This window comes from Cupriavidus sp. 22TCCZM01-5 (assembly GCF_057798915.1).
In genome coordinates, this window is record NZ_JBYOJR010000024.1 from 91696 (window position 1) to 112455 (window position 20760).

Annotated in this window: 17 protein-coding genes; 10 read left to right on the top strand and 7 right to left on the bottom strand. The window is 64.0% G+C overall.

The genetic code is table 11. The features are described from left to right. Window positions 1-28: 28 nt before the first annotated feature. Entirely contained in the window at window positions 29-556 is a 528-nt protein-coding gene (uraD, locus tag AC3FNH_RS21480) for a 2-oxo-4-hydroxy-4-carboxy-5-ureidoimidazoline decarboxylase (protein WP_488721489.1), read from the bottom strand. A gap of 128 nt (window positions 557-684) precedes the next feature. Further along, a complete protein-coding gene (locus AC3FNH_RS21485; protein ID WP_276099066.1) occupies window positions 685-1632 on the bottom strand; it encodes a LysR family transcriptional regulator in 948 nt (315 codons plus the stop codon). 405 nt (window positions 1633-2037) lie between these two features. Here AC3FNH_RS21485 and AC3FNH_RS21490 point away from each other — a divergent pair, with 405 nt between their 5' ends. From AC3FNH_RS21490 to AC3FNH_RS21505, 4 genes are all read left to right on the top strand, one after another. Continuing rightward, on the top strand, window positions 2038-3378 hold the full coding sequence (locus AC3FNH_RS21490) for an MFS transporter (RefSeq protein ID WP_488721490.1): 1341 nt from the start codon (window positions 2038-2040) through the stop codon (window positions 3376-3378). A gap of 1 nt (window position 3379) precedes the next feature. After that, window positions 3380-3886 (top strand): hydroxyisourate hydrolase, encoded by a 507-nt coding sequence (uraH, locus tag AC3FNH_RS21495; RefSeq protein ID WP_276099064.1) that lies wholly within the window; start codon window positions 3380-3382, stop codon window positions 3884-3886. Between the two features lie 31 nt (window positions 3887-3917). After that, window positions 3918-4253: a hydroxyisourate hydrolase gene (uraH, locus tag AC3FNH_RS21500; RefSeq protein WP_276099063.1), complete on the top strand. Its 336-nt coding sequence runs from the start codon at window positions 3918-3920 to the stop codon at window positions 4251-4253. Window positions 4254-4523: 270 nt separating this feature from the next. Further along, window positions 4524-5273 carry a carbonic anhydrase gene (locus AC3FNH_RS21505; RefSeq protein WP_488721500.1) on the top strand — a complete coding sequence of 250 codons (750 nt, stop codon included), beginning with the start codon at window positions 4524-4526 and terminating at the stop codon, window positions 5271-5273. Window positions 5274-5405: 132 nt separating this feature from the next. Here AC3FNH_RS21505 and AC3FNH_RS21510 read toward each other — a convergent pair whose 3' ends face one another. Further along, a complete protein-coding gene (locus AC3FNH_RS21510) occupies window positions 5406-5738 on the bottom strand; it encodes a nucleotide pyrophosphohydrolase (RefSeq protein ID WP_488721491.1) in 333 nt (110 codons plus the stop codon). 281 nt (window positions 5739-6019) lie between these two features. On the opposite strand from AC3FNH_RS21510, the gene AC3FNH_RS21515 reads away from it, so the two are divergent. Together AC3FNH_RS21515 and AC3FNH_RS21520 are read left to right on the top strand one after the other, a co-directional pair. Further along, window positions 6020-7666 (top strand): hypothetical protein, encoded by a 1647-nt coding sequence (locus AC3FNH_RS21515; protein WP_488721492.1) that lies wholly within the window; start codon window positions 6020-6022, stop codon window positions 7664-7666. A 129-nt stretch (window positions 7667-7795) separates the two neighbouring features. Next, window positions 7796-8455, top strand: a complete 660-nt coding sequence (locus AC3FNH_RS21520; RefSeq protein ID WP_488721493.1) for a methyltransferase family protein — start codon at window positions 7796-7798, stop codon at window positions 8453-8455. 126 nt (window positions 8456-8581) lie between these two features. Here AC3FNH_RS21520 and AC3FNH_RS21525 read toward each other — a convergent pair whose 3' ends face one another. Then, window positions 8582-10672 (bottom strand): hypothetical protein, encoded by a 2091-nt coding sequence (locus AC3FNH_RS21525; RefSeq protein WP_488721494.1) that lies wholly within the window; start codon window positions 10670-10672, stop codon window positions 8582-8584. A gap of 324 nt (window positions 10673-10996) precedes the next feature. Between AC3FNH_RS21525 and AC3FNH_RS21530 the strand changes: the two genes are divergently transcribed. Next, window positions 10997-12181, top strand: a complete 1185-nt coding sequence (locus AC3FNH_RS21530; protein WP_488721495.1) for a helix-turn-helix transcriptional regulator — start codon at window positions 10997-10999, stop codon at window positions 12179-12181. A 98-nt stretch (window positions 12182-12279) separates the two neighbouring features. Here the strand turns inward: AC3FNH_RS21530 and AC3FNH_RS21535 are convergent, their stop codons facing one another. Further along, the gene (locus AC3FNH_RS21535; protein WP_488721496.1) at window positions 12280-12963 is read right to left on the bottom strand and encodes a type 1 glutamine amidotransferase domain-containing protein; all 684 of its coding nucleotides are present in this window, start codon (window positions 12961-12963) and stop codon (window positions 12280-12282) included. Between the two features lie 149 nt (window positions 12964-13112). Then, window positions 13113-14162 (bottom strand): AraC family transcriptional regulator, encoded by a 1050-nt coding sequence (locus tag AC3FNH_RS21540; protein WP_488721497.1) that lies wholly within the window; start codon window positions 14160-14162, stop codon window positions 13113-13115. Between the two features lie 300 nt (window positions 14163-14462). Between AC3FNH_RS21540 and AC3FNH_RS21545 the strand changes: the two genes are divergently transcribed. From AC3FNH_RS21545 to AC3FNH_RS21555, 3 genes are all read left to right on the top strand, one after another. Further along, complete coding sequence (locus AC3FNH_RS21545; RefSeq protein ID WP_488721501.1) at window positions 14463-15365, top strand: TauD/TfdA dioxygenase family protein; 903 nt, start codon at window positions 14463-14465, stop codon at window positions 15363-15365. A gap of 24 nt (window positions 15366-15389) precedes the next feature. Then, a complete protein-coding gene (locus AC3FNH_RS21550; protein ID WP_276099055.1) occupies window positions 15390-16454 on the top strand; it encodes a beta-keto acid cleavage family enzyme in 1065 nt (354 codons plus the stop codon). A gap of 245 nt (window positions 16455-16699) precedes the next feature. Next, window positions 16700-19195, top strand: a complete 2496-nt coding sequence (locus tag AC3FNH_RS21555; protein ID WP_488721498.1) for an EAL domain-containing protein — start codon at window positions 16700-16702, stop codon at window positions 19193-19195. A 29-nt stretch (window positions 19196-19224) separates the two neighbouring features. Here the strand turns inward: AC3FNH_RS21555 and AC3FNH_RS21560 are convergent, their stop codons facing one another. Next, a complete protein-coding gene (locus tag AC3FNH_RS21560; RefSeq protein ID WP_488721502.1) occupies window positions 19225-20493 on the bottom strand; it encodes a DUF445 domain-containing protein in 1269 nt (422 codons plus the stop codon). Between the last annotated feature and the right edge of the window lie 267 nt (window positions 20494-20760).

Consider the following 20760-nt stretch of genomic DNA (forward strand, 5'->3'; position numbering starts at 1 on the left):
CGGCCGGCACTGGCTGCGTGCCCGGCAATCATGACGCCAGCGCGTTCAGGCGCGCGTTGAGCCGCCCTCGCGTAATCGCCGCGATCTGCGCCAGCGCCTCATCCAGCTCCACTGCCGTGCTGCGGTCGACGCGGCGCTCCAGCGCGGCGAAGATGCCTTCACGCGAGTAGTGCCGCACGCAGATGATGAACGGGAAGCCATGGCGCGCAAGGTAGGCCGCGTTCATGCGGTCCAGCGTCGCCTCCTGCTGCGCCGACATCGCATCCAGGCCCGCGCTCTTCTGTTCCGCGTTAGAGTCCGCCGTCATCGTGCCCGCGCGGATATTGGCGCCGGACAGCAGCGGGTGCAGGTTCAGGAAATCTCGCTGGCCCTGGTCGTCGAGCTTGCGCACCACATCCATCATCGCGTCATGCAGCGCGGCCACCGACGCAAACGGGCGCTGCGCCCACGCCCCTGCCGCCGCCTGCGGAAAGTGCTCGAACACGCTGCCGAACACGCGCGCGAAGCCCGCCTGGTCCAGCGCGTTGACCGGCGCGAGATCGATTGACTGTGACATGGACTGCTCTCCCGTAGAACCCGCCGCGTTGGCAAGGCATGGCGTTGAATACGGGCCGAGTATAGGAAGCGCACCGGGCAGCGGCGAGGCCCTCTGCCCTATAGGTCGCATAACAGAATCCGATAGGGCTAGGCCTGCTGCATGTCGCGCAGATTGCGCAGCTCCTGCGAGGCAGCCGTCAGCATGCCGCGCAGCCACATATGGGCGGCCGAGCGATGGCGCGACGGATGCCATAGCTGGTAGAAGCGCATGAACGGGAACTCGATCGGCGGCCTGAGCACCGCCACCGGCACGTGCTGTGCGTGATAGTTGGCAAAGTGACGACCGGTGGTCAGGATCAGGTCGGTGCCGGGTATCAGGCTCGGCGCGAGGTTGAAGTAGGGGCAGCTCACGCGGTTGTCGCGGTGTACGCGCATGGTGCTCAGTCCCGAATCGACCAGGCCGCGCTGGTCGCGCGAATAGGGCGTGGGCACGATGTGCGCCGCACCCAGGTAAGCCTGCGCGGTGAACTTGCCGGGCTGGTTGTGCGCGCTGTCCTGCGCCACCATGCAGACCACCTCGTCTTCCAGCAGCACCGACAGGTGCAGGTGTTCCGGCGGGTTGGGCCAGTTGCCGATGACAATGTCCGCCGCACCTTCCGACAAGGCCTGTTCGTAGTCGAACGATGCGCTCAACGGCATGGCCACCAGGCGCGCGTGCGGCGCCGCGCGGCGGAATTCGCGCACCACGTGGGCGAAGAACGGCGGCGCCAGGTAATCGGGCATCGCCACGGTAAAGGTCTGCTCCGTGGTGGCGGGATCAAAGCGGTCGTCCGACACTAGCAGGTTGTCCAGCGCGCTGAGCGCGGCCTGCGCATTGCGCGCGATCTGCAAGGCGCGCTCGGTCGGCACCATCACATTCTTTTCTCGCGTGAGCAGCGGGTCGTTGAAAATCGCGCGCAGCCGCTTGAGCGCCGAGCTGATCGCCGGCTGCGACTGGTTCAGGCGGATGGCCGTGCGCGAGACGCTCTGCTCGGCAATCAGGATGCACAGCACGCGCAGCAGATAGGTATCGAAGGGGTCGTCGGCGCGGATCATGGTCGGGTCCTGGGCGAGGATGGCGGCCGGGTGCGGCTGGCAATGCAATCACCGCATTATCCCGGTCCATCAATGGCCACTTTGTAGCGTGTCGCGCACCGCACGGCAACGCGGTCGAACCCGCAGGCGCTCCGGGCTTCCCGGAACCGATGTCCGTCCGCGGGCCATGAATCCGCCGACTAGGGTAATCCATAGGTCCGCGAACGCGCCCCGCCAACACCCGCAAACCCGCGCCACATAAGGCTTTCCGCCCCATATCGATGCTGATATAGGGCCTATACCAGCACTCCCGTTCCCCCTTGCCGGGCCGTTCCTATACTTGCTTCCAACCAAACGGACGGCGCCCGCCGCCCCGCCTCCGGGCAGCCGGGCCGCACGACGCAAACTGACGAGACAGGAGACACCATGTCCATTACGAAGCAAGGCGTGCCGATCTTCGCCGGCGCGACTGAAGACGCCGAAGCCAGCGTCTACCGCAAGGTCTCCTGGCGCCTGCTGCCCTTCCTTGGCGTGCTGTGGGTGCTGGCCTGGCTGGACCGCGTGAACATCGGCTTCGCCAAGCTGCAGATGCTCGATTCGCTGCAGTTCAGCGAAGCGGTGTACGGGCTCGGCGCCGGCATCTTCTTCATCGGCTACTTCCTGTTCGAAGTGCCGTCGAACATGCTGCTGCAGAAGATCGGCGCCAAGAAGACCATCATGCGCATCACCATCTGCTGGGGCGTGATTTGCATGCTGCAGACCCATGTCACCACGCCCCTGCAGTTCTACACGCTGCGCTTCCTGCTCGGCGCGTTCGAGGCCGGCTTCTATCCGGGCGTGATCCTCTACCTTACCTACTGGTACCCGTCGGAGCGACGCGCCCGGGCGTTCGGCACGTTCATGTCGGCCTCGGCCATCGCCGGCGTGCTCGGCGGCCCGCTGGCCGGCTGGATCATGACCTCGATGGGCGGCGTGCAGGGCATGCACGGCTGGCAGTGGCTGTTCATCATCGAAGGCATTCCGTCCGTGCTGGCCGGCATCTTTGCCTGGTTCTACATGACCGACAAGCCCGAGCAGGCCAGCTGGCTCAGCGACAATGAAAAGCGCGTGGTGCTCGATGCCCTCAAGCGCGACAACGCGGCCATGGGCGAACGCGGCCATGACTGGCGCGGCGTCTTCACCAACCCCAAGGTGTGGCTGCTGATCGCGATCTACTTCTGCCTGCTGTGCGCCAACTCCACGCTGACGTTCTGGATCCCGACCATCATCAAGGACACCGGCTTCACCACCCCGATGGCGGTTGGCTGGATTGCCGCGGTGGCCTATCTGTGCGGTGCCATCGGCATGATCGCCAACGGCGCGCATTCCGACCGCCGCAATGAAGTGCGCTGGCACTTCAGCGGCGCGGCGCTGATCGGTGGCGTGGCCATGGCCGTACTGGCCGTGCTGCTTGGCATGAATGCGCTGTCGCCCGTGATCGCCCTGCTAGCCATGACCGCCTCGCTGGTCGGCACCATGAGCGCGATTCCCGTGTTCTGGCAGCTGCCCAACCGCTACCTGGCCGGCAGCGCCGCCGCGGTGGGCGTGGCGCTGATCAACTCCGTCTCGAACCTGGCCGGCTTTGGCGCGCCGTATGCGATGGGCCTGATCAAGAACGCCACCGGCAAGGTCACCTCCGGGCTGTACCTGGTGGCCGTAATCGAAATCCTGGCAGCGGTGCTGGTGGTGGTCGGCATCCGCCAGCTCGGCAGCAAGCGTGGAGCCTGATATGCGCGACCAGCATGATTCCAATTTCGACGCCAGCCGTCGCCGCTTTGCGCTGCAATCCCTCACGCTGGGCGGCGGCGCCCTGCTGGCCGGCAGCGCGCTGGCCGAGACCGCGCCCAACCAGACCACCGGCCCGGTGCAGCAAGGCGGCCTGAGCCCGCGCCTGACCATGCACGCCCTCGACACCTGGCACGGCACGCCCGCCGCCGGCATGCGCGTGGACATGTACCGGATCGACAATGGGCAGCCGCGCCATATGCAGACCGTCACGCTGGCCGCCAATGGCCGCAGCGAACCGCCGCTGCTGATCGGCGACACCTACCGTACGGGCACCTACGAACTGCTGCTGCACGCCGACGAATACTTTGCCGCGCGCAAGGCCAACCTGCCGCAGCCGCTGTTCCTGTCGAAGATCCCTGTGCGCTTCCGCGTGACGGACGCCAGCCAGCGCATCCACCTGCCCGTGCTGTTCGGGCCGTGGAGCTACAACTACTATCGCGGCAGCTGATGCAGCCCGCCCGCTGACAAGGAGACCGATCATGGCAGGCATCAGCACCCACGTGCTCGACGTATCGCTCGGCAAGCCCATCGCCGGCATGCAGATCGAACTGTTCGACCTGGGCACACAGCCCCCCAAACTCATTGCACGCGCGCGCACCAACAGCGACGGCCGCACCGACACCCCGATGCTGCCCGCCGCGCAGGCGCGCACCGGCGACTTCGAACTGCGCTTCTGGGTTGCGGACTACTTCAAGACGCCGGATGTGTTCGCCGACATCGTGCCCGTGCGCTTCACCATCGGCGATGCCGCGCAGCACTATCACGTGCCGTTGCTGTGCTCGCCGTGGAGCTTTGGGACGTATCGGGGGAGTTAGGGTTTCGTGGTGATACTGCGCGGTTCTGCGCCCGGGCGGCTCGTCGAGTCCGCCCGTTTTTGTTTGTGGCAAATCATACATAGTGGCGTCATGGGATTGGCGTGGTCGCGCTCCATCGCCCGCTACACTTGCCCCGGTCCAATGAGACGGTTTGATGCATTTCGCCGGTCAATGCTGCCCTACAGGCAGCGTTCCGGAGCCATGGGCATCGGTCCGTCCGGCATGCGGGCGGATGCTCATCCCTCAGTTTTCAAAAACGGTGATCATCAGATGAAGACACGCATTGCGATTGCGGCATTGGGCACACTGCTTTCCGTGGCACTTGCCAACGCCGCCGAAGCGCCGCACTGGACGTACCAGGGCAAGACCGGAGCGAGCCAGTGGGCCAGCCTCGAAGCGGACTACGCCGTATGCAGGACCGGCCAGCGCCAGTCGCCGATCAACATTGAGACGCGCGGGGTCACGGGCACCACGGCACAGGCCATTGGCCTCTCCTACACGCCGGCGCATGCCCAGGTCATCAACAATGGCCATACCATTCAGGTAGAACCGGCCAACGGGGGTGCCCTGACTATCGACGGCGTGGAATACAAGCTCGCGCAATTCCACTTCCATACCCCGAGCGAAGAGAAGATCGATGGCAAGTCGTATCCGCTGGTGGCCCACCTCGTGCACAAGAGTGCCGAAGGCAGGCTGGCGGTGATCGCGGTGCTGTTCCGCACGGGCAAGGCCAATGCGACTCTGCAACCTGTGTTCGCCAGCCTGCCGGCGAAGACCGGCGACAAGCACGTGCTGGACGGCACCATCGACGTCGGCGCCCTGCTGCCGGCCAAACGCGACAACTACACGTTCATCGGCTCGCTCACTACGCCGCCTTGCAGCGAGGATGTGCGATGGGTGGTGATGAAGACGCCGGTGTCGATCTCGTTTGCGCAGCTTGAGGCGTTCAGGAAGCTGTACAGGATGAATGCGCGGCCGGTGCAGGCGGTGAATGGGCGGGAGGTGTTGGTGGGGAGGTAACGGATCGGTGCCATGGCCCGGCAATGGGTCAGGGCTGTGGCATCGCCCACGCATTAGATCTATTTATGAACCACCTCCAAAACAATAGCATTTCATTCTTATCTTGAATGCTTTGTCTTACGCGACGCCCGATCAGGAATCGCCGCCCCGCACCGGATACTTCTTCGCATTCATCTCCATCTTCGCCCGCACTGCGGCGTCCAGATCCACGCCCAGCGCCGTCACGAGCTGCGTCAGGTAGATGGTGATATCCGCCAGTTCCTGCTCCACGTGCGCGCGCTCGTCCGTCGACATGATCCCGCGCGACTCCTCTTCGGTCTGCCACTGGAAGATCTCCACCAGTTCGGCTACCTCGACGCTAAGTGCCATGGCCAGGTTCTTGGGGCTGTGATACTTGCCCCAGCCGCGCGCCTCACCGAACGCGATGGCGGCTTGCTGGAGGTTCCTGATATCGATGAGGGGCATGGTCTGCGGCATTCCGTGTCTTTCCGGCAAAGCCGTATTGAACCACGGCATGACCAGCTTGCCTGCGTGTGCCGCCGCGCGCGCACCTCTGTGCCCGCGCCATCAATGTGATGGCTAGGCCCTTCCGATGTGGGGTGCCCGATCGCGTCGGAAGCGCCGATAAAGCCACGGTTCGCCCGCTGCCGCCTTACCCAAAACTAAAACCAATGGGCGATCGCACGCCTGCGCGGGCTGCTGCCCCGCGCCGGTCCTCCTGACCAACTTCAAAGGGAAAAAAGCAATTGGCCACTCTCCACGCAAAAACCCTGCTTGCCACCCTGGCAAGCGCCGCGATGCTTGCCGCCTGCGGCGGCGGTGATTCGTCCACGCCGGCGGCAACTCCGCAGGCAACGCCCAACCTGACCGGCAAGGCGATTGACGGCTACCTGGTCGGCGCCACCGTCTGCGTCGACGTGAACGGCAACGGTGCCTGCGATGCCGGCGAACCGAGCGCCAAGACCGACGGCAGCGGCAACTTCGGCCTGGTGACCAACGGCAACGTCATCGGCAAGCGACTGCTCGTCATGGTCGATGCCAACACCAAGGACCTGTCGCGGCCGAACTACGCGTTCCCGGCCAGCTTCACGCTGAGCACGGAGATCGACGGCGCCACCAGCCAGCACGTCACCCCGCTGACGACCATGGTGCAGGCGCTGGTCGATGCCGGCCAGAGCCGCGCGGCCGCCCAGCGCAGCGTGATCGCGCTGCTGGGCGGATCGGTCGACCTCAAGGATGACTACATCGCCAGCGGCAACAACACTGCCAGCGCATTCGCCAGCAAGGTCGTGGACAAGGTGACGTCGTTCGCCAAGTCCGGCAGCGCCGACCGCGACACCGTGCGCGGCGTCCTGAACGCCATCGCGGAAAAGGGCGGCGACTTCGCCTCCGTGACGCAGGCCGATGTGGACAGGCTTGCCGCGCGTCCGGTGTTCACCGACGACGTGGACCTGAAGGCGCTGATGGCCGAGCCGCTGTATACCGTTGACGGCGTCACCTACACGAACCCGCCGACCCTGCTGCGAATCCGCTACACGCTGGTCGGTAACGAACTGACCGGTAAGGATCAGTACTACAACGCCACCTCGAACGTTTGGGTCGATGGGATTCCTTCGGGCCCGTGGTCCAGCGAGTACCAGTTGCGTGTCGACGGCACGTGGACGGGTGTGCTGAGCGAAGCCGACCAGAACAGGCCTGTCCTGGTGCAGAGCATCGGCGGCAACCAGGCAACCGTGCAGGACCAGAACAGCGGCCTTGTCGAAAAGCTGGTCGTGCGCCGCGCGGAACTGGGCGGCAAGGGCATCGGCGCCACGCTCGCCGGCTGGATCGACGACACGCTCGCGCTGCGCGTCCCGGGCACCTTCGCCGCGGACAGCAACGCGTATCTCGGCGTTGTCTCGCACGAGCGTGACCTGGTGTCGGTGACGCTCTATTCGTGCGCGATCGGCACTCCGGTGACCGACGACGGCGTGGCGCACTGCAACTACATCGGCGACGCCAACCGGACCTACCAGTCCGTGGATGACGTGCTCGGCCTCCCAATCCCGTTCGGCACGGCCACGCTGACGCTCAACGCGAACGGCAAGGCGCAGTTGATCAGCGTGCAGGGCAACCAGGTGCTGCTCGACAGCGACAAGATCGGCTGGGAGCGCTACGCGGGCAACCGCGACATCCTCGTCATCAAGCTGAACCCGGATGACCTGCCTGCCGGTTCGGGCGTGCGCGGCAGCTCGTTCGTGGAGGAAGGTGGCCGCCTTGCCATCGCGCTGCGCAACGGCCGCCTGCAGTATGCGGAGATCGAGCCGGCGTCGATGGAGCGGACCATTCCGCTGTTCAGGCAGTCGGTGTTCGACCAGGTCGTGAATGCGATCCGGCAGGCAATCGGTGCCTGACCGCTAGCGCAAAGGCCTGCCGGCACTGCCTGCGCGGCAGTGCCGGCCCGGCCGCCGGTCTGTGCCTGCAACCGGCGGCCAAACGGCATACGCTGGAGGATATGAACTCTCCTCATGGCGGAGCCCGGCATGCGTCCTTCCCTTGGCATGGCTGTCTTCACCCTGGCAGGCACCCTTGCCTACCTGGCCCTTCCCGTTATCGGCTGGGGCGGCGTCGCCCCCTTCTTTGCCCATCCGGCGCGGATCGTACTGGCCGAAGCGACCATGGCACTGGCCGTGGTGGCCGTCTTCTCCCAGGGCAACATCAGCAGCGGCGAACGTGAAGACCGCGGCAATCGCTGGGTGCTCGCCGCGTTTGGCGTGCTCGGCCTGCTTTCCGGCTATGTGCCAGCCTGGAATGACCGGATTGGCTTCTGGATCCTCGACGGCGACACCCTGCGCTGGATCGGCGTGGCGCTGTTCGCAGGGGGCGGCGTACTGAGGCTGGTGCCCGTGTTCATCCTCGGCAAGCGATTCAGCGGGCTGGTTGCGATCCAGCCCGGGCACAAGCTGGTGACAACTGGCCTGTACGGCGTGATCCGGCACCCGAGCTACCTCGGCTTCGTCATCAGCTCGCTGGGATGGGTACTGGCGTTTCGCTCAGGCGTAGGCGTGATCCTGACATTGCTGATGATCCCGCCTCTGGTGGCGCGCATCCGTGCAGAGGAAGCGATGTTGCGGTCGGAGTTTGGGGCGGCGTATGAAGCGTATTGCGCGAGGACGTGGAGGATGGTGCCGGGGGTCTACTAGGCGCGCCCGGCACGGGGCTCCAGCAAAAAGGCCGGGGCGGGTAGCCCTGGCCTTCGATTGCAGATCCCTTGCTGCGCGGCAGCGTAACAGGCCACCGCTCAGCGCGAGGAGAATAACGTCACTGTTTCAGTGGTCGTATTCCACGCTGGTGCTGAAGTTCAGGTCGAACGCGTCCGACCAGTTCAGGTTGGCAAACGACATGTCGGTCGCGCCAGTCGCCGCTGCAACCGACGGGAAGGAGGCCCCCTGGTCGCCCGGCACAGCCAGCCTGACCACCGTGTTGGCCGCCGCCGGCTTGGCACGCGCCGTGCCGCTGACAAACACCTGCGGCGCGCCAATGGTCGACCGGATCTGCACGTTGGTCTTCTTTACGAACGGTACACCCGAAGCCGAGGTCCAGCTCATCGGGAAAGTCGCGCCGCCAGTGAACGTCGTGCCGGAACCCGGCGTCAGCAGGTCACGCGCCTCCTTGCTGACATCCTGCCATGCATACTGGCGCAGCGTATCCGGAGCCGGCGGCGGGGTGCGCAGACGGACCGGGTAGGAATAGACTTGCTTCGGCGTCCACGGAGTGGTGGTCTTGTCGTAGCGGTAGATGTCAAAAGTGTAGACGCTGAACGGGGTAATGGCCCCCAGGTCCGCGGCGCTCAGTTGTGGATTTGACCAGGCGGAGTTGTTCGGCCACGTGAACGAGCCCTGCGCAGACACATCCTGGGCAACTCCCGCCAGGCGGTAGTTATTCCGGCAGCCGGGCTGTACACCAGGGTATTTGGACAGTACGTCGCTGGCGGTTTCTCCCGCCTTGAGCTGGGCCTGAATATTGAGCGTGTCGCAGACGCCCGAGCTGGGCTTGAGCAGAACCCCATTGTGCAGCCCCGGACCCGACACGATGGCGAAGTCCACCGCTACCCCATCCTTGTCGACCGTCGCCACCTGCAGGGTCAACGAGCTGACATAGGCATTGGTCCCGGTGAACGGTTTGGCCGGATTCAGCCAGTCCCAGCGCTGGGCATTGCCATTGACCTTGCTCAGAATCGCCCGTTGGTTGCCAATCAGGCGCCAGCCATTGTCGCTGCTGGTGCGCGCGGATGGCTGCAGGGCGATCTGCGCGATCTGCTGCATGCCATCGCGAATACCATCGGCACGCGTCCAGGACACCTTGATCCAGACCTTGTCGGCTGCCTGCACGCGGATGATTTCCGGCAAGCTGAAGACGGCGCCGTTCATGGCATCGTCGGCAACGATGCCGGCACCCAGATCCTGGTCGACGTTTGCGCCATTACTAAGGTAAGTGGCGGGAACACCTGCCTGCCGCACGCCGGGCGCCACGTCGTCAACGACGATCTGACTGCAGGCGGCGATGCTGCCGCTCTGCCGTGCCGATGCCGTCGACGAACCGCCAAAGCACTGGTTGAACGCAGCTTGCAGCCCGGCGAGGTCGCTGGCAACCGGCAGGTTGGACACAGGCGCACCACCAATCGTGGCCACGCTTGGCAGGCTGGCCGAGTCACTGGCCGTCGGCGCCACGCCCGGCGCCAGCTGGAGCACGGCGGGCGTATCGCTCGAAGCGCCCGCCACGGATGAAAGCTGCACGCCCCCATTGGGCAGCACGTTGACCTTCACCTGGTCCAGCAAACGGTCCAGCCCCGGTGCGCCAGCCGTCAGCGGGCCGGAGATCAGGTCCACGCCGGCATTGCCTGTGGCGGCCAGCAGATCGGCCAGCGCGTCCGAGTAGGCCTTCACCGTGGTGCTGATCGACGACGTCGTGACCTTGGACTGCAGCAGGCTCGTGTCGCTCAGCAGCTTGGTCGGGTTGTCACCGATGATCGTCGCCGCAATGGCGTTGGTCAGCGGCGTGATATTGATGGTCTGCGTGCCCGCAGTCGCACTCAGGCTGATCAGCGTTGCCTGCGAGTCCGCCACGTTGCCGGTGGCGGCCAGCACGAACGGGGCGGCCAGGCCGGTCACATCGCACTGGAATGAGCCCGTGGTGGTGTCGGCCGGGCAGTTGACCGACTTGCCGCCCGCGTCCGTCAGCGTCACCGTGGCACCCTGCATTGCCGCGCCGGTTGCCGCTACGCCGGTGACCGTTTGCTTGGGGGCGTTAGTCCCAGGTTGCGTGGTGGTGGGCGTGGTTCCTACCGATGAATCCCCGCCCCCTCCACAAGCCGACAACGCCAGCACCGCAACACTAAATGCAATGGGTGTAAACCTCATTATTTCTTCCCCGTACCGTTATTTAAAAAAACGACAAAAAATAATGACCATCCGCTCCTGCCGGATAGTCAATCCCCCTGTGGTATGGACAAACCAGGACCCCTCTGGAAACCCGTCATATAAATGACATCGGGTGCATCCTCGATCATTTATTGATCTTTCTGCTGCTGCATTTTTGTCAATTCTGGCAACGCAGTCACGGACTTGGGGGAATTCTGCAAGAACTCCCAATGCCCGGCATCATTCATTTTGATGAAAATCTCAAAAAACCAACTGTCCACCCGGAATGCCTGTGATAGCCTGCGGAAAACAACGCAGTGAATAATGGCGGCGCGGCGCGGACTCGGAAGACTCCCCCGGACAGCCACGCCTGGGGAGAAGGGCGCCTTGCTAATCGGTGATCATCTGATCGGGGACCTCTATGAGGCCGCGGCCCGGCGGGACGGATTTCTGGAGGTATTTCAGATCGTCTCGGAAAAAATGGGCGCCAATGTATTCCACATGTTCAGCTGGGATGCAGTGCGCAATGCGCCACATCTCTCCATCTATACCCCCGACGTACGATGGGACGAGATAATCGAGCGCTACGACCAATACTATGGTGCGCTTGATCCCCGACGCAGCTTCGTCGAACAAGCCGCCATCGGTAAATTCGTCTGTTGCGATGATTACCTGACCGAACAGGATATCGCCCGAAGCGAGTTCTTCCAGGATTACCAGATTCCGTCAGGCATACGCTATCTGATGGGTGCGCGTCTGGCCCGCGCGGGCAGCGACAATATTCTCCTCGGCCTGCTTCGCGCGCCCGACCGGCCGCCCTACACGCTCGAAGAACGCGCCACCGCGGCCGGCATGGCCGGTCACCTGCAGCGGGCCATCAATCTCTGGCAGGACACCAGGGTCCTGCATCGCGACGCGGCGCTTGGCACGGAACTGATGGAGCAACTGGGCCTTGCCGTCTTTGCCCTGGACAGGCAGTCACGCGTCGTCTTTGCCAACAAGGCGGCCGAAAGCATGCTGCGCGAAGCCGCCTGCCTGAAACTGCAGCACGGGCGGCTGGCGGCAACGCTGGCAGAGCAGCAGGACAGCCTGCAAACAACGCTCCGGCATGTGGCAAGAACCCGCAAGGGCGCCAGCCTTGCGCTGGGTGTCGCCTCCGGCGTGGCACCCGAGGTATTCCTCAGCATTACCTTGCTGCCGGGCCAGGACACAAGAGCCGTGTTCGGCGACGCCACCATGCTGGTCACCGCCAGGCGTCGCGGATCCACGCCACTGGTGACGGCGCGGCAACTGCAGCAAGCCTTCGGCTTGTCGGCAGCCGAATCCTCGGTGGCCGAGGCACTGGTCAGTGGCAAGACACCCGACCAGTACGCCACCAGTGCGGGAGTCTCTGTCAACACCGTGCGCACCCAACTGCGTGCGATCTACGACAAGACCCGCACGCGGTCCCAGGCCGAAGCCGTGGGCGCCATGCTTTGGGTACTGTCTCAGCGGTCGCCTGACCGCTGACGACGGCGGAACGCCCGGCGGGCAACCAAGGATCGCCACGGCTTGGCCTGGAACCGGCATCCGCGACCAGGCACCTTCTGCCCTGCCCGCTTTCCCTGTCAGCGATGCTTCAGCATCGTCAGCAGCGCATGGGCGACAGGATCCGACGACGCCGGATTCTGGCCCGTGATCAGCAAGCCATCCGTCACGACGTACGGCTGCCAGTCCCCTGCCTTGGAATAGTTGGCGCCGTTCGCCTTCAGCATGTCCTCGACCAGGAATGGCACGACTTCCGTCAGGCCGACCGCGGCCTCCTCGCTGTTCGTGAAGCCCGTGACGTTCTTGCCCTTGACCATCGGGCTCCCATCCTTCGCCTTTACATGACGCAGCACGCCCGGCGCATGGCAGACCAGCGCGACCGGTTTGCCGCTTGCAAGAGTGGTTTCGATCAAGGCTTTGGAGTTTGCATCCTCGGCGAGGTCCCACATCGGCCCATGTCCGCCCGGATAGAACACCGCGTCGTAGTCGCCAGCCGAGACATCGGACAGCTTCTGCGTAGACGCGAGCGTGGCCTTTGCCTCGGCATCGGCATCGAAGCGGCGCGTCGCCGCGGTCTGGAACGAGGGATCATTGCTCTTCGGGTCGAGCGGCGGCTGACCGCCCTTCACGGAGGCAAGCGTGACTTCAACGCCGGCATCCTTGAGCACGTAATAAGGCGCGGCCAGCTCCTCGAGCCAGAAGCCGGTCTTTTCACCGGTATTGCCGAGCTGGTCGTGAGACGTCAGGACAATCAGGACTTTCATGTTCGGGTCTCCGGAAGACGTTACGGGGCATGCGGGCCACCTGCTGGATTGCCTGGCGGCATGCGGACCCTGGTAAGCATGGTGCATGGGCCTTCAAAGTCAAAGGCCGACACGCACGCAAGCGGAGCATCCGGCGCCCGGAGCGACGCCTAGCCATGCCGCAAGCACACCGGCCGGCGGCCTTCTGCCGTTGCATCGGCCTGTACCAGCCGCTGGCGCCACTGCGACGGCGCGACACCGAACTCCGCCGAGAACCAGCGCGTAAAGGAACTCGGCATCGAGAAGCCGAGCAGCTCCGCCACCTCGGCTAGCAGATGGCCGCCGCTGACGAGGTAGCGGACCACCAGTTCGCGCCGCACGTCATTGACCTGTTGAGAGAAGACGGTCCCCGCCGATTTGAGCCTGCGCTGCAGCGTTCGTACTTCCATCTCCAGCCCCCGTGCCACCTGTTCGATCGAAGCGTGGCCCATTGGCAGCAGCAGATAGATGGCCTTGCGGACCTCCAGGACACAGGATGTCGCGCAGGCCACTGACTGCGCCTCCAGACAGCGGCGCGCATACTCCGCCATCATCGGGTCCGCGATCGGGTTGGGATGGTCAAGATCCGCGGTCGCGCAGGCGATCCCGTTGAACTCGCTGTGAAACTTCAGCTTGCAGCCAAAGATCCGCTGATGCAGCTGCAGATCGGCCGGCGCGTCATGCGTGAAATAAACGCTGTGCGGGTTCCACTGCGGGCCGAGCAGGACACTGCACGCGCGATGCAACGTACCGGTGGCAAGCTCGATGGCCTGACGGGATACCGGCGCATCCTCCAATACGATTTCCTCGCGCACGATCACGGTCGTGCCGGCATCCTCCACCAGCATCGCCAGCGATTCATTCATCAGGCTGCGATAGCGGATCAGCGTGCGTAACGCGTCACGCAGGGTGGCCTGGTGCATCAGCAACAGACTGATGGCACCCAGGTCCGCGAGCTGGCGCGTCGCGGCCATGCGCAGGCCGAATGACTCGCATCCGCTTGCGCGCGCCGCCTCGTCCAGCAAGGTCATGACCGAGGTCACCGGAATGCGCTGGTCCGGGTCATCGAGCAAGGCGCGCGAGACGCCCGCCGCGCGCAAGATCGGTTCCGTATCCAGCTCCAGTTGCGACGCTACGTCGAAGTAACCCGTCAACGCCGCCGCGCGAACCTGTGTCGTCATCGCTCCCTCCCTCCGCTCTTTCAGCAAGGATGGTGTGGGCAGCAGGTCAAAAATTTGACGGCGATCAAATCGCCGAGGCCCAGCCCCCACCCCTGGCATCAAACGCAATGAGCGTGTCGCGCAATGAAAAGTCTCCCCTCTGCCCGGACAGTAATTTTCACCTGACGCCAGACGCGTTGACTGACCCCGATCCAAAAACGGCAGGAGACAAAGAGTGACCTCAACCAGCAATTCCCATCGCCCGGCAGGGCGCGGTATCGCATGCCCGGCTTCCGTCATTGTCCGCACGGAGGCCGCATGATGCACGTAGAACAACTGACCGCTACCATTGGCGCCGAACTGACGGGCGTCAACCTGGCCGATGCCATCCACGACGACGGACTGTTCGGAGAGATCCGGGCCGCCCTGCTGCGGCACAAGGTGCTGTTCCTGCGCGACCAGCACATTTCCCGCGCCGAGCATGTCGCGTTCGCGGAGCGATTCGGCAGCCTGGAAAATCACCCGGTAGCCGGCAGCCACCCGCAGTACCCGGGCCTGGTGCAGATCTACAAGCAGCCGGACCAGCCGATGGACCGCTACGAAAACGCCTGGCACACCGATGCGACCTGGCGTGAAGCGCCGCCCATGGGATGCGTGCTGCGCTGCGTAGAAGGCCCTGCCGTGGGGGGCGACACGATGTGGGCCAACATGGCGCTCGCCTACGAGAACCTGCCCGAGCACGTGAAGACGCAGATCGCCGGCCTGCGCGCCCGGCACAGCATCGAGGCCAGCTTTGGCGCCGCCATGCCGATCGAGCGGCGTCTGGCACTGAAGGAGCAGTATCCCGATCCGGAGCACCCGGTGGTGCGCATCCACCCCGAGACCGGTGAAAAGATCCTCTTCGTCAACGCCTTCACCACCCACTTCACCAACTTCCACGCGCCGGCAAACGTGCGTTACGGCCAGGACTACAACCCGGGCGCGCTCGAGCTGCTGCGTTACCTGGTGTCGCAGGCCTTCATTCCCGAGTACCAGGTGCGCTGGCGCTGGAAGGCCAACAGCATGGCCATCTGGGACAACCGCAGCACCCAGCACTACGCGGTGATGGACTACGCGCCCTGCCACCGCAAGATGGAACGCGCCGGCATCATCGGCGACAAGCCTTTTGGCATCGGCGAGCGCGCCACCGACACCCGTACCCCCGAACCCGCACTGGCTGCCTGAGCCAGCCACCACCAGGAGAGAGACATGGATTTCATCGACGGTTCGCTGTTCCCCGAGAACCAGCAAAAGCTGGTGATTACCGCAGCCCCTTATGGTCCGGAATGGATGCCTTCCGACTTCCCGGAAGATATTCCGGTGAGCATGGAAGCGCAGATCCAGAAAGCCGTGGACTGCTACAACGCCGGCGCCACCGTACTGCACGTGCATGTGCGTGAAGCGGATGGCAAGGGGTCCAAGCGCCTGTCCAAGTTCAACGAACTGCTGGCCGGCATCCGTGCCCGCGTGCCGGACATGATCCTGCAGGTGGGGGGCTCGATTTCCTTTGCGCCCGAGAACGACGGTGATGTGGCCAAGTGGCTGTCGGACGATACGCGCCACATGCTCGCGGAGCTGAAGCCCACGCCGGACCAGGTGACGATCGCCATCAACACCAACCAGATGAACGTGGTCGAGCAGATGTGCGCGGCCGACGTGGCCGGCACCTCGCTGGCCGAGCCGGCGAACTATCGCGCCTATCGCGAGATGACCATTCCCGCGGGACCGGAATGGGTGGAAGAGCACATCCGCCGCCTCAGCAGCAATGGCATCCAGACCCACTTCCAGCTTGCCACCATCGCGCAGCTGGAAACGGTGGAGCGGATGATGCGCAAGGGCAGCTGCAACGTGCCCCTGATCCTGACCTGGGTGGCGATCGGCGGCGGCTTTGAAGCGCCAAACCTCTACAACCTGGCGAACTTCGTGCGTGCCTGCCCCAATGGTTCGGTGCTGACGCTGGAAACCTCCATGCTCAACGTACTACCGCTGAACATGATGGCCATTGCCCTGGGCCTGCATGTGCGTTGCGGCATCGAGGACAACATCTGGACCCAGCGCCGCGACCGCAAGATGGGCACCGTGGAGCAGATCGAGCAACTGGTGCGCATGTCGCGCGAGTTCGGCCGCGACGTGGCCAACGCGAAGGAAGCGCGCGAGATCTACAAGATCGGCACGTTCTACGACAGCGCCGACGAGACGCTGGCCGAGAACGGGTTCGCGCCGAACCGCAAGCCTGGCCAGGTAGGATTCACGAGGCACGCCAGCCGAGCGTAACCGGCTTACTGCGGCTTTACTCCGGCCTTAGTCAGCCTTGATCCGTTTGCCCGCCGCGCCGCCCGCAACCACTGCGGACGGCACGGCGGGCATTGTTCTTTCCAATTCCGAACCGCTGTGTCCGATTGACACCACGAAAATACCACCTTGATCTGCATCAACAGTGGTGACCAATCCCCAAACTATCCTTGCGAGCGCTGACGGGCAAGCCAAACAACAACAAGACGCAGGGGCTAGGGAGCGACATGCCGCATCACACCTTGGATATCGAAATCGAACGTCTGGTATCGAAATCAACGCTGGAGTGCGAGCTGCTGACCCCCGTCAGTGAAGTCGTCGCCAGAATGGCAAAGCGCCGCTGCAGTTCGATTGTCGTCATGGACCAGGGGCGGGCAGTCGGCATCTGGACCGAACGCGATGCACTGTCGCTCGGCGACGCGGCCGACGCGCTGTCCAGTCCGATCAGCGCGCTGATGAGCCACCCTGTGCAGTCCCTGTCCGGCCGCACGCGTCTTGGTGACGCGGTGGTCCACTTCAAGAACAAGGGCATCCGTCATTGCCTCGTGGTCGACGACGCCGAACGCCCGCTGGGCATGCTCACGCAGACCGATCTCGTCATGAGCCAGGGCGCAGAATTTTTCTTGCGCACCCGGCCCATCGATTCGGTCAAGTTGTCCCTGCCGGGCGTGGTGGCCCCCCACACCAGCCTGCTCGACGCCATGCATGCCATGCGCACAGGCGGGCTGAGCGCCATCGTCGTGCGCTACCCACTGGACGAGTACGGCATCCTGACCGAGCGCGATATTGTCCGGCTGGCCGCCGCCAATGCGCTTGGCGGCACGGTGGGCGAACACGCGACGCGCCCGCTGCGGGCGCTGCGGCGATCGCAAAGCCTCTACGCGGCCCGCCAGATGCTGATCGAAAACCGCATCCGCCATGTGGGCGTACTCGACGATCACGGCGAACTGGCGGGTGTGCTGAGCCTGGCCGACATCCTGAGCAATATCGAGTACGAGTATGTGCACGAGCTTCAACTCGCGCTGCGCGAGCGCGATGAGGCGCTGCTGAAATCCGCCTACCACCTGAAGCTGGCCGACCGCGTGTTCGAAGCCACGCTCGACGGCGTCATGGTGACGGACCTGAACGGCGTGATCGAACGGGTGAATCCGGCCTTTACGCAACTGACCGGCTTTTCCCAGGCCGAGGCCATCGGCCGGACTCCGCGCATGCTGAGCTCGGGCAAACAGGACGCCGCGTTCTATGAGTCGCTGTGGCGCGAGCTGCGCGAGAACGGCAACTGGCAGGGCGAGATCTGGAACCGGCGCAAGAGCGGCGAACTGTACCTGGAGTACCTGTCGATCTCAGGCATCTACAGCCACGACGGCAGCTGCACGCACTACGCCGCCATCTTTTCGGACATCACCCAGCGGCGGATGGACGAAGAGCGCCTGAACCACCTTGCGATGCACGATGCCCTCACGGCCCTGCCGAACCGTACCCTGTTCAGCGAGCGCCTGAAGCAGGCCATCGCGCGCGCCAAGCGTGCCGCCAGGCGGGTGGCCGTGATGTTCATCGACCTCGACCGCTTCAAGCTGATCAACGACACCATGGGGCACGGCGTGGGCGACCAGGCCCTCAAGGTCATCGCCCGGCGGCTCAAGGACGCCATTCGCGAAAGCGACACGGTGGCGCGCCTGGGCGGGGACGAGTTCACCGTGATCATCGAGGACATCGAAGACATCCGCCACGTCGCGCAGATTGCCCAGTCATTGCTGAACGTGGTCGGGCAGCCGATCGTCACCAACGGACAAACCGTGTTCGTGACACCGAGCATCGGCATCAGCATCTACCCCGACGACGGCACTGACCAGAAGCAGTTGCTGATGCAGGCCGATCGCGCCATGTACGAGGCCAAGGACGAAGGCAAGAACAATTTCCGCTTCTTCGCCGCGCAGATGACCTCATCCTCGATGGAGCGGATCACGCTCGAAAGCGAATTGCGCAACGCCCTCAATGCCAACGAATTCCGCCTGCACTACCAGCCTGTCTTCGACTTGCGCTGCGGCGCCATCGTCAGCGTGGAAGCGCTGCTGCGCTGGCAGCATCCGACGCGTGGCCTGCTGGGACCCGGTGCGTTCATCACCACCGCCGAGGATTCGGCATTGATCGTGCCGATCGGCGCCTGGGTGTTGCGCGAAGCCTGCAGGCAGGCGCGCCTCTGGATCGAAGAGGGTTTCGCGTTCGGCCGGATTGCCGTCAACCTGTCCGCGCGGCAATGTCGCCACGAGCAGTTCCTGCATGACCTCACCGACATCCTGAGCGATACCGGTCTGCCGCCGGCCAGGCTGCAGCTGGAATTGGTCGAGAGCATGGCAATGACCGGTAACGGGGTGACGGAATCGCTGCTGGGTGAACTCGCGCGGCGTGGAGTGAGTCTTGCGATTGATGATTTTGGGACGGGGTATTCGTCGTTCACGTATTTGCAGACGTTGCCGGTGGATACGCTGAAGGTGGATCGGTCCTTTCTTGCTGTTATCGATGCGCACCGGCGTGAGAGTGCGATCCTGCGCGCGATTGTTGCCATGGCGCATTCGCTTGGGTTGACGGTGGTGGCGGAAGGGGTGGAGAACGAGGAGCAGTTAAGGTTTCTGCAGGAGATCGGGTGTGATCGGGGGCAGGGGTTCTTGCTGGCGCGGCCGGTGGCGGCTGAGCGGTTACAGCGTGCGGGCATTGGCGGCTGACATCGAGGACTGGCCACCACCGGCACGTATCATCGAATCAGCGCTGGCGCCTGGGCAAGCAGATAGAGCGTCGCCCCGATCAGCCCGCCAACGATGGTCCCGTTCATGCGAATGTACTGCAGGTCCCTGCCGACGTTGAGCTCGATCTGCCGTGACATGTCCTTCGCGTCCCAGCTGCGCACTGTATTGCTGATATGGCGCGTGATGAAGTCCGCAAAGTCGGGGGCCATCGCGCGCGCGGCATCCCTCAGGTGCTGGTTCAGCGCCTGCCGCAAGGATTCGTTGCGGGCCAGCTCCTTGCCAATCCACTGGCCGGCACCTGCCACCTTGCGATAGATGGCGGAGTCTTCACGCGCCAGGTCTGCCTTGAGACGTTCTTTCCATTCGGTCCAGAGTTCGCCGATGTAGGCATTGAATGCCGGATGCTCCCGCAGATAACGCTTGATATCGTCGGCCTTTGCGCGAAACGATGCGTCTTCCTTCAGGCGCTTGATCAAACTTCTGGTCACCTCATCGAACTTCCTGCGCAGCTCATGACCGTCGTCCTTCTCGACTTGTGTCAGCACGCGCGACAATCCCGCCGAGATCATTTCTGCGCCATGACCGCTGATCCATTCCGTCGGCAGCACTTTCTCCTTGTACGGATGTTCCAATTTGAGCCATTCCGCGATTCGCCCGGCAATCATGTCGCGCGTGTCCGGACGCTTGAGCAGCTCCACCAGATGCGTGATCGATTCCCGCAGCAGCGCCTGGTGCCGATTGTCCCGCGTCAGCGTTTCCAGGATCCCCGCCGCTGACTGCGTGAAGTCGACCCGATCGATCATGGCATCGACGGCGTCCTTGGCAAACGCCTGCACTGTCTTCTCGTCCAACAGGTCGAGCGCACCTCGTGCGAAGCGGGCCACGGCATCGCCCATGCGGCGCGTGTTGGATGCGGAATCGAGCCAATCGGTAACCACCTGTGCAGGGTTGTGCTTATCGATCAGCGCGACCACCGAGTTCACATCGAGGAATTTTTCCTTGACGAAGACAGCAAGCCCATCGGCGATGTCGTCGCGCTTGCGGATGATGATGTTGGTGTGGCTTGCGAGCCCCGGTACCGGAATGCGGCGGAACAATGCGGCTACCGCGAACCAATCGGCCATGCCGCCAACCATGGCGGCCTCGGCTGCGGCGCGTACCCAATCGGTGGCAAAGCCGTGGGGGAGGAAGATGGTGATCGCAAAGACGAGCGTCGCCGCGAGTAGCAGGGCCAGCGCCTTGTGTTTGGCGTTGCGGAGTTCCAGTTCCTGAGTCATTGAAAATTGGAAATTTGGAGTACAGAACGATGGATTTGGTATCTGTGTGGCGCCCACTGCAAATCCACCGCGCAACTTGCGGCGGCTGGGTCGGCTTCAGGCCTCACCTTAGCTGGGATCTCCTGTCCGTCAGAAGAATATGTGGGATTCAGGAATCCTGCCAACTGGCCATCAGGCTGCCGCGGTCTTTCCGATTGCGCGCCTGGTCCCGCCGCCACGGTCTCGCTGGCCGAGCAGTTGCTGCCCTTGTAGCTGCCGCCGCCGTTG